Origin of the sequence: Candidatus Kosakonia sp. 282A-S69, from assembly GCF_029433855.1 — a bacterium.
In the GTDB taxonomy this organism is placed as follows: domain Bacteria; phylum Pseudomonadota; class Gammaproteobacteria; order Enterobacterales; family Enterobacteriaceae; genus Kosakonia; species Kosakonia cowanii_A.
In genome coordinates this window covers 1,705,679-1,720,180 of the sequence record NZ_JAROAU010000003.1, presented here as the reverse complement: position 1 = coordinate 1,720,180, position 14,502 = coordinate 1,705,679, and the positions used below count along the sequence as shown (strand labels likewise).

Sequence of the window (14,502 nt, the reverse complement as noted above, 5' to 3'; positions counted from 1 at the left end):
TGTCGCGATAATGCCAAAGCGCCGCATAAACGCGGCGCTGGCGTATGCGTTTAACGCTGCTTTTCCGCTCGGGTGTGGTAGTAATAGATGTAAGCCAGTCCCAGCGGGGCGATGAAGATAGATAAGAACCAGCAAACCAGCATGGTCATCATTTTCACCATCATCATCAGGAGCGCGTTAACAAAAAAGACATTTTGACCCATGATGAATCCAACGATGGTCTCATAGACAAAGCGGGAATAGGGGTACAGGAACGCATTGATAACAAAGAGAATCATATTTCCCGTCTTGTACCCATGCGGGTTGTGCAGAGAGAAATAGATGAAGATCGCGGAGATCAAGGCACCAAAAATAAAGTGACGAATGTAATAGCTGGCTTTCAAACCACCCAGCGTTTTACGAAAAAAATCCATAATTAACTAACCCCCTTTTTGTTTTGCGATGATCAAGACCATTTGGTTCGTGAGTTATCTTCTCACTGTTTTCAAAATCGCCCATTCAGACCCGGACAGCCGCAGGTCAACTGCGCGATAGCCTTGCTCGCACAGAAGAGCATGCCGTCGAGCAACGGATCTGAAGGGTATTTTGACCGCACATAGCACTTTAATCCAACGTAGTCATGTGCTTACTTTTGAATGTGACTTTATATCAAAATATCAGGCGTAAGGATATGAAAGAAAAATCATCGCGAAGCGAAAGAAGTATGGCAATGACAAACAATTAAAGACCGGAGTAGATATGGACGAAAACCAGAAGCTGTGCGCGCTGCTCAGCAAATGTGAACAGGAACTGCATTGCCTGAAAACCCGTAACCAACAGAGCGTGGTCGACGAATTACTGCATGAATCTTTTTTTGAGATTGGTCGCTCAGGGGAACGTTATGACAGAGCGCAGGTTGTTGCCGCGCTGATCAACGACGCGCCGGGAGATGAAATCCATGCGGAAGATTTCTCCGTCACGATGCTGAGCGAAGAGTGTGCGTTGTTGACATATCGCAGTTTCACGCGTGATGCACAAGGCGCAATCGGCAAGCCAACGCTGCGCACATCGATCTGGATCAAAACGGATAAAAGCTGGCAAATGCGGTTTCATCAGGGTACGCCAGAGGCGTGTTGAAGGCATTTGTATGTTGAAAAGGCTGCTGTGAGTGTCTCGCGCAGCAACCTTTAAAAAAACGTTATCATGCATACTAACGGAGGTGATTTTGCTCTTGTATTTTCATTTGCTTACGCCAAACGCGATTATGCAAACATAGGGCTACTGAGCGATAAAAGAGGGGAGAGTTGAGCCATTTGCAGTTAAGCAAAAGGAACAGAATGCCTAACAGAGAGGTTATTTGCGGCGTGTAGTTAGAAATATTATCGACGAGTAGTGAAAAAAATGATGAGCAAAAAAAGATAACAGCTACCATGCCTGTTAACGTTATTAAAGAAAGATACAGTTTATAACCGATAAGCGAACCCCGCGCGGTAGCAAACATCGTTGTCACGATTAGTATGGTGTACGCAATCGCTGCGAAGAATACACCCGCTAATACTTTATATTCCGGTATCATTAACCATTTTATAATGATTGTAGAAACAGCAACTTGCGGCATGGCGTAGCAAAAAATTGCAAGAACTGTGCTGATGCCTAACGGGATGCCCGTCATATGCAGACCTATCGGATTACCGAATCTACTTTTCAAACGATCTTTTATCTCTTCAAGCCGTTGCGGATCGTTAGTTGTCATTTTTTTACTTACCACGGTGCTCAAGGCAAGGCTTTTTTTTATATAGTTCATCGTTGAACGCTTAATTAAGTCCTGAAGATGCGAATGATTGTATTAAGCCAATAACGTATTTACCAGACTGTATAACATTTTGTGGATTTTTTATGGTGCCTGATAATGCGCTGCCAAAGAAAGCAGATGAATTAGTAATGGCATTCATCAACTCTCGTTGCAGTAAAATTTGCAGAGCTTCAGAGGGGTAACGCTTCGGATAAATTCCCGCTTTCATAGCAGCCTTAACCCCCGAAGGCGAAATACCTGGGTTGCGAATACGGATAATTTCTTCAGTTAAGCGTTTTCGATCAGCTCGGCTCATTGTTTTCAATAAAGTTCGAATATTGCTCTGAGAGGAGCTCTTAAGCAATCGGTAAGTAATGCTTGCACTCTTTAAACCAGCGCCAGCACCTGCAAGAGAAATAAGGTCTAGTGCGGTGTTTGTAGCGGTATACCACTCGCTGGAATCGAGCCATGCAATATAATCATCATGGCCAACGGCAATTAAAGAAAGTCGCCCTATACCATTAAGGCATTGAATACCTGTTGCGATACCACCTGCGGCGATAACATACGCTACAACGCCGGATGATCCTGCGCTGATCGGTATTGCAGCACCAGCCCCAGCCGCAAGTACGAGAGTAACTATTGCAGCACCACAGGATATTGCTGTTGAGCCAATTTCATTCACTAAATTGGGCGCCTGAATGGTACTTGCCACCGCCTGAGCCGCGTCATTCGAAGAAGGCGAATTAACTTTCGTGACTACAACATGGCTTACCGAGCTTTCATTAGTTGTTGCGACCCGTCTGGAGGGTCTCACCAACCACTGGCTATTGCCATCCGAGTAAATAATTCCCGCCTGATTAAAGTTACGAGTACAGTCCAGTTGTTTAGCGAGGCAATTAAAATCGAAATCGGCACCAGAAGTAAGGCCAAGGCTACGGGCAAAACTATAATCAGGGAGAGTATTGCCAGAGGGTCGCTGCGGAAATGTCATTAATTATCTCCATGTCTGATAGGACTCATGAGCTATGGCATCAAGAGTAAATGTCAGCCTAACGCAAAAAACTAAGAATCATCCGAATGGCTTTAATGTTTGAAATACCTCCAAACAAGCAGAAGCATACCTGGCCAAAGCGTCAATCTCTAAGCACAGATACTGCAAATTTTTATAGATTTAACTAAACCAAAAACATGAGAGCACTGCGTGCAGGGAAAAAAGTGTAATGAGGCATCACTGAGAACAGATGGAGAATCCATGGCCATATAGTTTCAGAATTTCGTGGCACACCCATAGGTGCGTATAATGTATATTATGTTAAATTCGATATCAGTATTGCTCAGACCCATTTTCCCCCGCAGTGCGCCAGCCCTGAAATCATCCCTGCTCTTTTCCATCAGCATGTTCTACGACACACCTCCATAATCTTCTCTCTCAGCCATTTGTGCCCGGGATCCCTCTCCATTCTGGGGTGCCACATCTGCGACACCGTCAGGGTGCGTGTTTTAAACGGCAGTTCAAAAACGTGCAGACTCTCTGTCATCTGCTGATTGAGCAGATAGAGCGCCGGCACCATGGCAATAAGATCGGACTCAAGCGCAACGGAGAGCGCCGTTGGAAAACCCGGCACGATGCTGGCAATGTTGCGCTTCACACCGGCCTGCGTTAACGCCTCATCGACAAAACTATTGATGGCGCCTTCGGGAGCCACGACCACATGGCCCCATGAGACATAATCATTGATGCTGATGCCTGGTAACGCAGCCAGCGGATGCGCCTTACGCACTGCACCGATAAACCGATCCTCAAATAGCCGCTGAATCCGAATTTCAGGCCCCATATTGCGCTGAACGCCAATCTCCAGATCAACCAGACCTTCACGCAGATAACGCGAGGTTTTTTCTGGCTTAGGCGCAAAACGTAAGCAAACGCCGGGCGCCGCCGCCGCCACTGCGGCAATCAGCGCAGGCCCGAATGCCACGACAAAACCATCATTCGCCCTGATGGTAAAAAGCCGCGACATCTCGGCAACCTTAAGTGCTTGCGCTGACGGTTGCAGCACCGCCCTCGCCTCCTCCACAGCCTTTCTTGCGCGATCCCGCGTGGCTTCAGCCCAGGGCGTCAGCACCATGTGACGTCCTGCGCGCACCAGAATCGGATCGCCGGTCACTTCACGCAACCGGCTCAATGTGCGGCTCATGGCCGACGCGCTCAGGTTGAGACGTTTCGCGGCACCCGCGACGCTGGCTTCGGCCAGCAATATGTCGAGCGCGGTAAGCAAGTTAAAATCAGGATCGGCCATCATTAACTCCCGGCGTTATGGTGATGTGGCGTACGGTGCAATGATTAAGTGCAAACCATGCGTCTTCCGCCTTGTATTGTCCATGATTATAGTTTCTTCATTAAGATGCCAGCTGCGGAGATAACATGGCGACACTCTTTTCCAGTCAACCCGGCGATGAGGGCCTGCCGGGCGATAAACGCGCGCGAGTAATGGCGGCGGTGATGACCACGACGCTGATGGGCGTGTTTGATGGCGCAATGATTAACATTGCCCTGCCATCCATGGCCAGCGCCATGCAGGTCTCGGCGAGCCATGCCGTCTGGTTTGCCAACGGCTATTTGCTGGCCGCCGCCATGACGCTCGCCATCTTCGCCGCGCTGGCAACCCGCTTCGGTTTTCGTCCCCTCTTTTTGAGTGGCCTCGCCCTGTTTACGTTAACATCGCTGGGCTGTGCGCTGGCAAGCAGCGCCGGGATGTTGACAGCCATGCGCATTCTGCAGGGCATCGGCGGCGCGGCAACCATGAGTATTGCCCCGGCGATCCTGCGATCCGTTTTCCCAGGGCGCTTGCTGGGGCGAATTCTTGGCCTGCATGCGCTACTTATCGCCTCCAGTACTGCCGTTGCGCCGGTGCTGGGCGGTGCGATTGTCGACACACTCGGCTGGCAGTGGCTCTTCGCCATCAATATTCTTCCGGGAAGTATCGCGTTTTTGCTGGCCAGTAAAGCGTTGCCGCGTAGTGATACCGGCGCGCATGCGTCGTTCGACACCCCTGGCGCGATCCTCTCGGCGGCACTTTTAGGTTCGATGATTATGGCTGCCAACAGCCTCGCGACGCCAATGGATGCTGCACATGCCATCCGTATAGAGACGATTGGCTGGGCGCTTCTTGCCACTCTCAGCGCGGGCATGTTTATCTTTCACATTCGCCGCGCCAGCAACCCTCTGTTGCCGCCGGTGATCTTCAAAAGCAGCCGCTTCACACTCGCCGCCCTGACCTCACTCTCCTCCTTTATTAGCCAGGGGATCACCTTTATCGCTCTGCCGTTTCTGTTTCAGAGCGTCTACGGCTTCAGCCCGGTGCTCTCCGCGCTGCTGTTTACGCCCTGGCCGATCGGTATTGTCTTGATTGCGCCGCATGCTGGCCGCTGGGCTGACACAGTGTCAGCGCCGCTGATCTCAACCGCGGGTCTGCTTATCTTTGTTCTGGGGTTGCTGCTATTAGCCACGCTGCCCGACGCGCCTGCCCTCTGGGATATCTGCCTGCGCAGCCTAGTGTGTGGGATCGGTTTTGGCTGTTTCCAGAGCCCGAACAACCGGGAGATGCTCTCGAGCGTTGCCCGTGAATACGCAAGCTTCGCTTCCGGCGTGCTCTCCATTGTTCGCACTTTTGGGCAGTGTCTCGGCGCGGCGGTAGTTGGCGTCCTGCTGGCGCTGCTGGCAAATGAAACGCGTCAGCTTGCGGTGCATGTCGCCTTGTGGATAGCCGTCGGCACCTCTGCAACTGCCGTGCTGCTTAGCCTGAGCCGTCTGCGTAAGCCAGCCTGAATTTATGACTAACGTCTCTTTTTTGCCCCCTTAACCTGCGTATGTTTGCCCCTTGCTTACGGCAAACGGCGCACAGTGGAGAGCTTATAAACGTGTTGAATGAACTGACGACTATCGAGGGCATATTTTACCGGGCGATCGATCCTGCTTATCGCGAGCTTGCGCTGGCGGGATCGCGAAACCCCGGCAGATACTCCAGCGCGGAGCAACCCACGCTCTATCTCAGCTCCTCGCCCGAAGGCGTCGAAGCGGCAATGCAGGCGCATAAATCGAACCGCAGCGCAGATCTGGAGATTATCCGGCTGCGCGTTCACGCCGTGCGCGTTTTCGATTTACGCAACGCTGATGCGTTATCGGCCGCCGGTATCGATTTGCGCGATGCCGTTGCGCCGTGGCAGGAGATTGTCGCCGCGGGCGGTACGCCCTCCTCCTGGCGCGTGCGTCAGCAGCTGGAAACGTTGGGCGCGGCGGGATTGATCGATCCTTCACGCAAAGCGCCGGGTCTGTGGCATCTGGTGCTGTTTAGCTGGAATCGCGGTGTCGGGCAGCCTGAAGTAGAGATCGTGAGGTAACCCCTGGGAACACAACAGATTACTTTTCAATGCCATAAAAGATGATCGCCCGCGCTTTTCGGGCACAGATAAATCTCAGATCATTGCAAAACCATTAATTATGGTAGGCAATTATTGTTGAACGATACTATTTTTATGCGATATTTACTCTTGTCTTGACGGTCTCTCCTGCCGAATCAAGACCCGCTCGTGACTGAGCAAACTGATGATGCATTAAAAGAAAAAATTGCTTTTTGACTCTGCTGCCCTCCCGTGAGGGCATTTTTTTTGCCTGCGCTTTAATAATAGCGCTGCATTGCAATGCGTCGGCGTGCATCCAGCCCGCTTGCGGCTTCGGCGCCTATCAGGCTTTTAAGACGCGGCGAAAGCGCCTCCTCTTTGATCGGTTCAAACCCGAGTGAGGCGTAAAACGCGGCGTTAAACGGCGCATAGCGATCGGTGGTCAGCGACGCGCCCGTTAAACCACGCGTCTGGCCTGCACTCAGCAGCGCCCGCAGCAGCTGGCGGCCAATCCCCCTGCGCTGCCACGTCGGGTGAACATCCATTTCGGCGATATGCAGCCAGTTAGCCTCGATCTGCGCCCCGGCAAAGCCGACCGGCTGTTCGTCGGCAGTCAATGCGACTAAAAGCAGCCCTTCGCGGGATAAACGTTCGAGATCGTCAATGCTGGAGGCCACCGGTTCACCGCTCACCGCCCCGGCAGCACGCAGCGTTTCGAAAGCGGCAAGCTCAATCTCCCTGAGCGCCGCCAGGTGCCCGGCGCGCGCCGGTGCGAGGGTGATATCATTCATTGGGTTCCTGAATTATTCGAAGCAATCAACTCAGAGTCGATTATCTCTTTAACAATCCCCTCTGTCTGCCAGCGCGTCAGCCTCTCCACTACCGTGTTATAGAGCGCATCCTGCTGGCGCGGGAGGCAAATCGCCTGCGCGATCTGCATAAAATCATCCTCCAGTACGCGGTATCCGGGATGTTGAGCCGCTGTTTGCTCAAGGGGCTGACGGATCCCGGCGACCATATCCCCTTCACCGTTAACAAACGCCTCAATCGCCGCCTGCGATGAACTCAGGCGATTAAGCGTGGCGTGCTCAAGCTCGCGGGTTAAGTAGAGATCGTACGCCGCGCCCCTGCCGACGTTTATCACCACACCGGGTTTATCCATTTGCGCTACGCTCTGCCACGGGCTTTGCGCCTTCACCAGCGCCGTGCCCTGAATGGTGATGTAGGGTTGGGTGAAGCGTAATGTCTCTTCGCGTTTCGGATCGACGGCGAGGAAAGCGATATCCCAGACGCCATCTTCTGCATCCTCCACCACTTTCCCGGCGGTCGGATAGGTAATAAATTGCGCCTCTCTTCCCATTTCGGCGGCAATGCGCCTGGCAAGTTCAACGGTGATCCCGGCAGGCTCACCCGCCGCGGTCTGGCGGGCAAGCACGGCATTGCCTAAATTGATGGCAAAACGAAGCGGTTGACTGGCTGACATAGTGCTTCTCCTGAAAGCAGTTTATGCCTTCAAAAGATAGCAGACGCGCGTCACTGCGGGCGGGCAATCAGCCTTTTCAGTTCGGGAATACAGGAGCCGCAGTTCGTGCCGCACTTAAGCTTTTCACCAAGGCGCGACACGCTGTCGCACCCTGAGCGAACCGCGTCGCTAATCGCCCGCTCACCAATAGCAAAACAGCTACAGATGGTTGCACCGGCAGGCGCTTTGCCGCTGGCGCTGCGCCCTGCCAGCAACGCCAGACGTTGTGCGGCGCTGTGCGGCGGCTCGGCAAACGCGGCGATGACCACTTCCCGATCCGGCTGTGGGCGCTGCCGGTGTGCGTAGAAAGCCAGTTGCAGTTCGCCATCGGCCCAGGCGAGCAGGTTAAAGCCTTCGTCGCCAGTCACGGCGGGCTGGCACAGCCACGCGTCAGCCAGAAAATGTTCGCGCAGCCACGCCATCCATGATGTCGGCCAGTCACGGTCGGCCAGCGCAAAGTGCGTCACACCGGGCTGGGTGATGCGGCTCCAGTAAGCGGTGTTCGGCGTAAGTTGACGCTCTTCGCGCAGGAAGAGTTCGCCCTGCCAGGCGGCCTGCCAGCGCTGAATGCTGACCGGCATCTGCTTGCTCTCCGGCTGGCCGGAGAGCGGATCGGTTTCGGCGGCAATCAACGTATCGACTCTCGCCTGCTGGCTGAAGGCGCCGTTCCAGTGCATCGGCACAAACACCCTTCCGCGCGGTTGCAGCGCATCCGGCTGCGCACGCAGCAGCAGCCAGCCGTGGGTTGATGAGACGCGAACCAGATCGTCGGCGCGGATCTGCGGCGCATCGTCCGGATGAAACTGGCAAAACGGCTCGCTGATATGCTGCATCAGCCGTGGGGATTTCCCGCTGCGCGTCATGGTGTGCCACTGATCGCGGATGCGCCCGGTGTTCATGACCAGCGGCCAGTGCGGCGTCGGTGCCTTAGCGGGCAGACGCGGCGTCACGGCAATCAGTCGCGCCTTCTCGTCGGCAAAAAAGAAGCGATTATCGGTAAACAAGCGGGCCGTGCCGTGCGGGTGCAGCGTATTGACCGGCCACTGGACCGGCTTAAGATCGTCCCACTGTTGCTGGCTGAGCGATGCCAGGCCGCTGATATCAAACGCCCTTGAGCCATCATTTTCAAACCCCGACAGCGCGGCATGTTCGCAGAAGATCTCGGCCGGGTGCTGCCAGTTAAACGCCTCGGCAAAACCCATGCGCTGCGCTACCTGGCTTAAGATCCACCAGTCAGCGCGCGCCTCGCCCGGCGGCGGCAGAAAGGCGCGCTGGCGCGAAATGCAGCGCTCAGAGTTGGTGACGGTGCCGTTTTTCTCGCCCCACGCCAGTGCAGGCAGGCGGATATGCGCCGCGCGAGTGGTATCGGTGTCGCGCATCACATCCGAGACAATCACCAGCTCGCAGCGCGCCAGCCCGGCGCGCACGCGGTCGGCATCCGGGAGCGAGACCAGCGGGTTAGTGCCCATGATCCACACCGCTTTTATTTCGCCGCGCTCTACGGCGCGAAAGAGTTCAACGGCGTTCAGCCCTGCGCTCTTTGTGACGTTGTCACTCTTCCAGAAGCGCCCGACGCGGTCAACCTCTTGTGGCGAGAAGCCCATGTGCGAGGCCAGCTGGTTTGCCAGCCCGCCTACTTCCCGCCCACCCATCGCATTTGGCTGACCGGTTATCGAAAACGGCCCGCAGCCGGCACGGCCGATTTTCCCCGTGGCCAGGTGGAGGTTGATAATGGCATTGCACTTATCGACACCGGAAGTGGATTGATTAATGCCCATGGAGTAGAGCGTCACCAGCGTGTCGCTGGCGGCAATCATCTGATAAAACGCCCGCAGCGTCTCCTGCGGGAGCTGGCAATAGTCGGCGGTACGCTCAAGCGTCCACCTCTCTGCCGCCGCCAGCGTCTGTGCGGCACCCACGGTATGACGATGCAGAAACGCGAGATCCAGCTTGCCCTGCTGCGCCATAAAGTGGAGCGCGCCGCAAAACAGCGCCGCATCGCTACCGGGGCGCAGCGGCAGGTGGAGATCGGCGAGGTCGCAGGTGGCGGTGATGCGCGGGTCGATTACAATAATGCGCATCTCAGGGCGTGCCTGTTTGGCCTGCACCAGCCGCTGATAGACCACCGGATGCGCCCAGGCGGTGTTTGAACCGGTGAGGATCACGCACTCAGCAAGCTCCAGATCCTCATAGCTGCACGGCACCGCATCGGCACCAAAGGCCCGTTTATAGCCCACCACCGCCGAGGCCATACAGAGACGCGAGTTGGTATCCATATTTCCGCTGCCAATAAAGCCCTTCATCAGCTTATTGGCGACATAGTAATCCTCCGTTAACAACTGCCCGGAGCCATAAAAGGCCACCGCCTGTGGGCCGAATTGCGCAATCACCTGCTGCAGGCCCGCCGCCACCGCATCCAGCGCCCTCTCCCAGCTCACCGGCTGCTGGTCAATTTCCGGTTGCAGCAGGCGCCCGGCAAGATCGAGCGTTTCGCCCAGCGCGCTGCCCTTAACGCAGAGCCGCCCGTGGTTCGCCGGGTGTGTCCTCTCACCCAGCGCGAGAAACCCTTGCCCTTCGGGCTGCATGCGCACCCCGCACCCGACGCCACAGTAAGCGCAGGTGGTGGAAACCGCCGCGCCCGTCACAGGCTCACCGTGGCGATGCGTTGTTCGCCCCCTGCCGCGACGCTTTGCGGCTGCGCCAGTACCCACACGCGCCCGCCCTCCACTTTTACCGGCCAGACGCTGAGTGCGGTCTGCTCATTATCCAGGCTGCGGCCGTCGCGCAAGCGAAAGCGCTGCTTATAGAGCGGCGAAATCACGACCGGCTCGCCGTTGACATCGCCCAGCAGGCCGCGTGCCAGCACATTCGCCTCGCTCTCCGGTTCATGGTTACTGAGGGCGAACACCTGCTGCGGGTGATGCGGCAGATGGAAGAGCGCAATTTGCTGATGACCCAGCCGCGCCGCCATGCCCGCGTGGTGCGGAATCTCTGCCAGTGAGCAGAGATCGATCCAGCCCTGCGGCAGCGGTTTGTGCCCGGCAGAAGGCAGCGCGGCGCGCTCCTGTGTGGTAGCCGGACGGATCTGCTGGCGCTCCGGCACCATTACCACCCCTTCGTCTGGCTGGTCGCTATTCACAAACGGGCGGAAGAGCGCCAGCCGATCCGGGTCTGCCAGCGTGGCCTGCCATTCACATTGATACGCGTCGATCACCGTCTGCATCTCGCTCTCCAGCTCGGCGGCGATGTGCAGGCTATCTTCCAGCACCACGTCGCGCAGGTAAGCCATGCCACCGTCGAGATTATCCATCCAGGTGCTGGTGCGCTGCAGGCGGTCGGCGGTGCGGATGTAGAACATTAAAAAGCGGTCGACGGTGCGGATTAACGCCTCGGTGCTTAAATCCTGCGCCAGCAGATCGGCATGGCGCGGCTTCATGCCACCGTTGCCGCAGACATAGAGATTCCAGCCCTTCTCGGTGGCGATTACACCGACATCCTTACTCTGTGCTTCAGCGCATTCGCGGGTGCAGCCGGAGACCGCCATCTTGATTTTGTGCGGCGAGCGCAGCCCTTTGTAACGGTGCTCCAGTTGCAGCGCCAGCGCGGTGGAGTCCTGCACGCCGTAGCGGCACCAGCTCGATCCGACGCAAGATTTCACCGTGCGCAGGGATTTGCCATAGGCATGCCCGGTCTCAAAACCGGCTTCAACCAGCTGCTGCCAAATCTCCGGGAGCTGCTCGAGACGCGCGCCAAACAGGTCAACGCGCTGACCACCGGTGATCTTGGTATAGAGGTTATAGCGCCGCGCAATCTGCCCGATGGCGATCAGGCCGTCCGGCGTGATTTCGCCTGCGGGAATGCGCGGCACCACTGAATAGGTGCCATCTTTCTGGATATTGGCAAAAAAGCGGTCGTTGGTGTCCTGCAACGGCAGATGCTGCGGTTTCAGCAGGTACTCATTCCAGCAGGAGGCGAGCACCGAGCCGACCAGCGGTTTGCAGATCTCGCACCCGTGTCCACGCCCATGTTTTGCCAGCAGTTCGTCAAAGGTGCGGATATTGCCCACCCGCACCAGGTGGTAGATCTGCTGGCGCGAGTACGGGAAGTGTTCGCAGAGATCTTTTTTCACCTCGACGCCCATCTCTTCAAGCGCAAACTCCATCACCTGTTTGGTCAGCGCCGCGCAGCCGCCGCAGCCGGTCGCCGCTTTGGTACAGGATTTGATGGCCGCCATATCGCCACAGCCGCTCTTTACCGCAGTGCAGATATCGGCCTTGCTGACATTATGGCAGGAGCAGATCTGCGCGCTGTCGGGCAATGCCGCGACACCGAGCGTCGGCGCTGCCTCCCCGCTGCTGGCAGGCAGGATCAGCGTCTCGGGCCGCGCGGGCAGCGGCATAGCATTGAGCATCATCTGCAACAGCGCGCTGTAAGCCTCGCTGTCGCCAATCAGCACCGCGCCAAGTAACTTTTTGCCATCTCCGGAGACGACGATTTTTTTGTAGATCTCAGCCGGGCCATCAACCCAGCTGTAGCTCTCACTACCCGGCGTACGGCCATGGGCATCGCCAATCGACGCCACCTCGACGCCGAGCAGCTTCAGTTTGGTGCTCATATCCGCACCGCTAAATTTCGCCTCGCCGTCGGCCAGCGTCTCCGCCAGCGTGCGTGCCATTTGATACCCCGGCGCGACAAGGCCGAAAATCTGCCCGTTCCATAAGGCGCACTCGCCGATAGCGAAAACGGCCGGATCGGAGGTGCGGCACTGGTCATCAATCACAATCCCGCCGCGCGGCCCAATCGCCAGCCCGCAGTCGCGCGCCAGGTTGTCACGCGGGCGAATGCCCGCCGAGAAGAGCACAAGGTCGGTTTCGAGAAAGGTGCCATCGGCAAAGTTCATGCGGTAGCGGCTGGTTTCACCGGCGACAATCTCGCGCGTCTCTTTACCGGTGTGCACCTGCACGCCGAGGGCTTCGATCTTGCGGCGTAGCATCGCCGCCCCGCCTTCATCCAGCTGTACGCCCATCAACCGTGGCGCAAACTCCACCACATGCGTTTGCAGCCCGAGGTTTTGCAGCGCGTTCGCCGCCTCCAGCCCAAGCAGGCCGCCGCCCACCACTACGCCACTTTTGCCCTCGTCGGCGCAGGCTTTGATCGCCACCAGATCGTCGAGGGTGCGGTAGACCAGGCAACCCGGCGCATCGTTACCGGGGATCGGCGGAACAAAGGGCGATGAGCCGGTAGCCAGCACCAGCCGATCCCAGGCCGTCTGGCGACCCAGCTTGTCGACCACAAAACGGCGCTGAAGGTCGATCTGCGTAATCCCGTGACCAAGACGCAGCTCAATCCCGGTGGCTTCGAAAAAGCCCTCTTCAACCATCGACAGCGACGCGGCGCTGCGCCCGGAGAACCAGGCGGAGAGATGCACGCGGTCATAGGCCGGTACCGACTCCTCGGCAAAGACAATCACCTGGTAGCGCAGATGCAGTTCGCGCTCCACCAGTTGTTGCAGAAAGTGGTGACCAACCATGCCGTGTCCGGCAACAACCAAAACGGGTTTTGACATCACATCGCTCCTCGCTATCTCAGTGGATAACGGCTCGTTCAGAAAAGGGAGAGGATCGTCTTCAGGGGTAAAGAGGCCCGGCTGACCGGGCTTGTTAAGCCGGGCGAAGTAACCCGGCCCGTCGCTGATATCGCCCCACAGCAGCACGCCGCGCAGCTGGTTATCGCTAATTACCAGACGGCGGTAGTCGCCGGTAAAGGGATCGGCTGCGGTGTAAACCGCCTCCCCCTCGCGCACGCCGGCGCAGTAGAGATCAAGACCGCTCACTTTCAGGCGCAGCGGCACCTCTTCAAGCGTAAACGGCGCGACTGCTTCATCGAGAAGCCTGGCCGCAAGGGTTTCCGCCTGTCGCCAGCAGGGCGCCACCAGCCCGAAGGTGATATCTCCGAACTGGCAGCACTCGCCGAGCGCTGAAATCGCCGGATCGTGGGTGCGCAAGTGCCCATCCACCAGGATGCCGCGATCGCACGCCAGCCCGGCAGCCTGCGCGAGGGCGATATTGGGCCGCACGCCCGCACAGACCACCACCCCCTGGGCCGGGATCTGTCGCCCATCCTGCAACTCCAGCGCACAAATCCGCCCCTGCGCATCGGCGCAGCAGGCGCGGGTTTCAACTGCCAGCAGCGTGTCGATGCCACGCGCGCGCAGGCTCTGTTGCAGCAGCTCCGCCGCATGCGCATCCAGCTGTTGATCCATCAGATGCGGGCCACGATGAACAATCACGCTGTGAATACCGCGCTGCGCCAGCGCCGCCGCAGCTTCAATACCCAACACCCCGCCGCCCAGCACTACGGCCCTTTCTCCGGCGCAGAGTTGGCTCAGCATCGCCTCAACGTCCGCCTGCTGGCGAAAGGCGTAGACGCCGGGCAGATCGATACCGGGCAGCGGCGGCATAAAGGGGCGCGAACCGGTGGCGAGCACCAGGTGATCGTAAGCGAGTAACTCCCCACCGACGCGCACGGTGCGGGATGCCCGATCGAAGGCCGTCACCGGCTGGCCCGCAAGCCGTGTTACCCCGTAGCGGAGATACCAGGCTTCGTCATGCATCACGATGTCATCGAAGGTTTTCTCGCCCGCCAGCACCGGCGTCAGCAGGATCCGGTTGTAGGCCGGTCTCGCCTCCTCATCGATCAGCACAATGTGAAAGCGGTCAGGCGCGCGTTCGCAGAGCTGTGCCACCAGCCGCGCGCCCGCCATGCCGTTGCCAATCACTATCAGACGCGGTTTTTCCATCGGCGAATT

The 14,502-nt window shown here is 57.4% G+C and carries 11 protein-coding genes; 3 read left to right on the top strand and 8 right to left on the bottom strand.

The window, feature by feature from the left end; translation table 11 throughout:
* Positions 1-50: 50 nt before the first annotated feature.
* A complete protein-coding gene (locus PU683_RS13815; protein WP_277172345.1) occupies positions 51-413 on the bottom strand; it encodes a hypothetical protein in 363 nt (120 codons plus the stop codon).
* A 325-nt stretch (positions 414-738) separates the two neighbouring features.
* Here PU683_RS13815 and PU683_RS13810 point away from each other — a divergent pair, with 325 nt between their 5' ends.
* Positions 739-1,116, top strand: a complete 378-nt coding sequence (locus PU683_RS13810) for a nuclear transport factor 2 family protein (protein ID WP_277172343.1) — start codon at positions 739-741, stop codon at positions 1,114-1,116.
* A 73-nt stretch (positions 1,117-1,189) separates the two neighbouring features.
* Here PU683_RS13810 and PU683_RS13805 read toward each other — a convergent pair whose 3' ends face one another.
* The 3 genes from PU683_RS13805 to PU683_RS13795 form a co-directional block, all read right to left on the bottom strand.
* Entirely contained in the window at positions 1,190-1,783 is a 594-nt protein-coding gene (locus PU683_RS13805; protein WP_277172341.1) for a hypothetical protein, read from the bottom strand.
* A 10-nt stretch (positions 1,784-1,793) separates the two neighbouring features.
* Positions 1,794-2,765: an Ssp4 family T6SS effector gene (ssp4, locus tag PU683_RS13800; RefSeq protein WP_277172339.1), complete on the bottom strand. Its 972-nt coding sequence runs from the start codon at positions 2,763-2,765 to the stop codon at positions 1,794-1,796.
* A 400-nt stretch (positions 2,766-3,165) separates the two neighbouring features.
* Positions 3,166-4,071, bottom strand: a complete 906-nt coding sequence (locus PU683_RS13795) for a LysR family transcriptional regulator (RefSeq protein WP_277174294.1) — start codon at positions 4,069-4,071, stop codon at positions 3,166-3,168.
* Between the two features lie 125 nt (positions 4,072-4,196).
* On the opposite strand from PU683_RS13795, the gene PU683_RS13790 reads away from it, so the two are divergent.
* Both PU683_RS13790 and PU683_RS13785 read left to right on the top strand, forming a co-directional pair.
* Positions 4,197-5,600 (top strand): MFS transporter, encoded by a 1,404-nt coding sequence (locus PU683_RS13790; RefSeq protein ID WP_277172337.1) that lies wholly within the window; start codon positions 4,197-4,199, stop codon positions 5,598-5,600.
* Positions 5,601-5,686: 86 nt separating this feature from the next.
* Complete coding sequence (locus tag PU683_RS13785) at positions 5,687-6,172, top strand: RES family NAD+ phosphorylase (protein ID WP_431190959.1); 486 nt, start codon at positions 5,687-5,689, stop codon at positions 6,170-6,172.
* A 278-nt stretch (positions 6,173-6,450) separates the two neighbouring features.
* Here PU683_RS13785 and PU683_RS13780 read toward each other — a convergent pair whose 3' ends face one another.
* The 4 genes from PU683_RS13780 to nirB are packed head-to-tail and all read right to left on the bottom strand — an operon-like array spanning position 6,451 to position 14,493.
* Positions 6,451-6,963, bottom strand: coding sequence for a GNAT family N-acetyltransferase (locus PU683_RS13780; RefSeq protein WP_277172334.1), 513 nt, complete (start codon positions 6,961-6,963; stop codon positions 6,451-6,453).
* Positions 6,960-7,655, bottom strand: coding sequence for a transporter substrate-binding domain-containing protein (locus tag PU683_RS13775; RefSeq protein ID WP_277172332.1), 696 nt, complete (start codon positions 7,653-7,655; stop codon positions 6,960-6,962). The genes PU683_RS13780 and PU683_RS13775 overlap by 4 nt, the downstream gene beginning before the upstream one ends.
* A gap of 50 nt (positions 7,656-7,705) precedes the next feature.
* Complete coding sequence (locus tag PU683_RS13770; RefSeq protein ID WP_277172330.1) at positions 7,706-10,339, bottom strand: nitrate reductase; 2,634 nt, start codon at positions 10,337-10,339, stop codon at positions 7,706-7,708.
* Entirely contained in the window at positions 10,336-14,493 is a 4,158-nt protein-coding gene (gene nirB, locus PU683_RS13765; RefSeq protein WP_277172328.1) for a nitrite reductase large subunit NirB, read from the bottom strand. Before nirB ends, PU683_RS13770 begins: the two co-directional genes overlap by 4 nt.
* Positions 14,494-14,502: the final 9 nt, after the last annotated feature.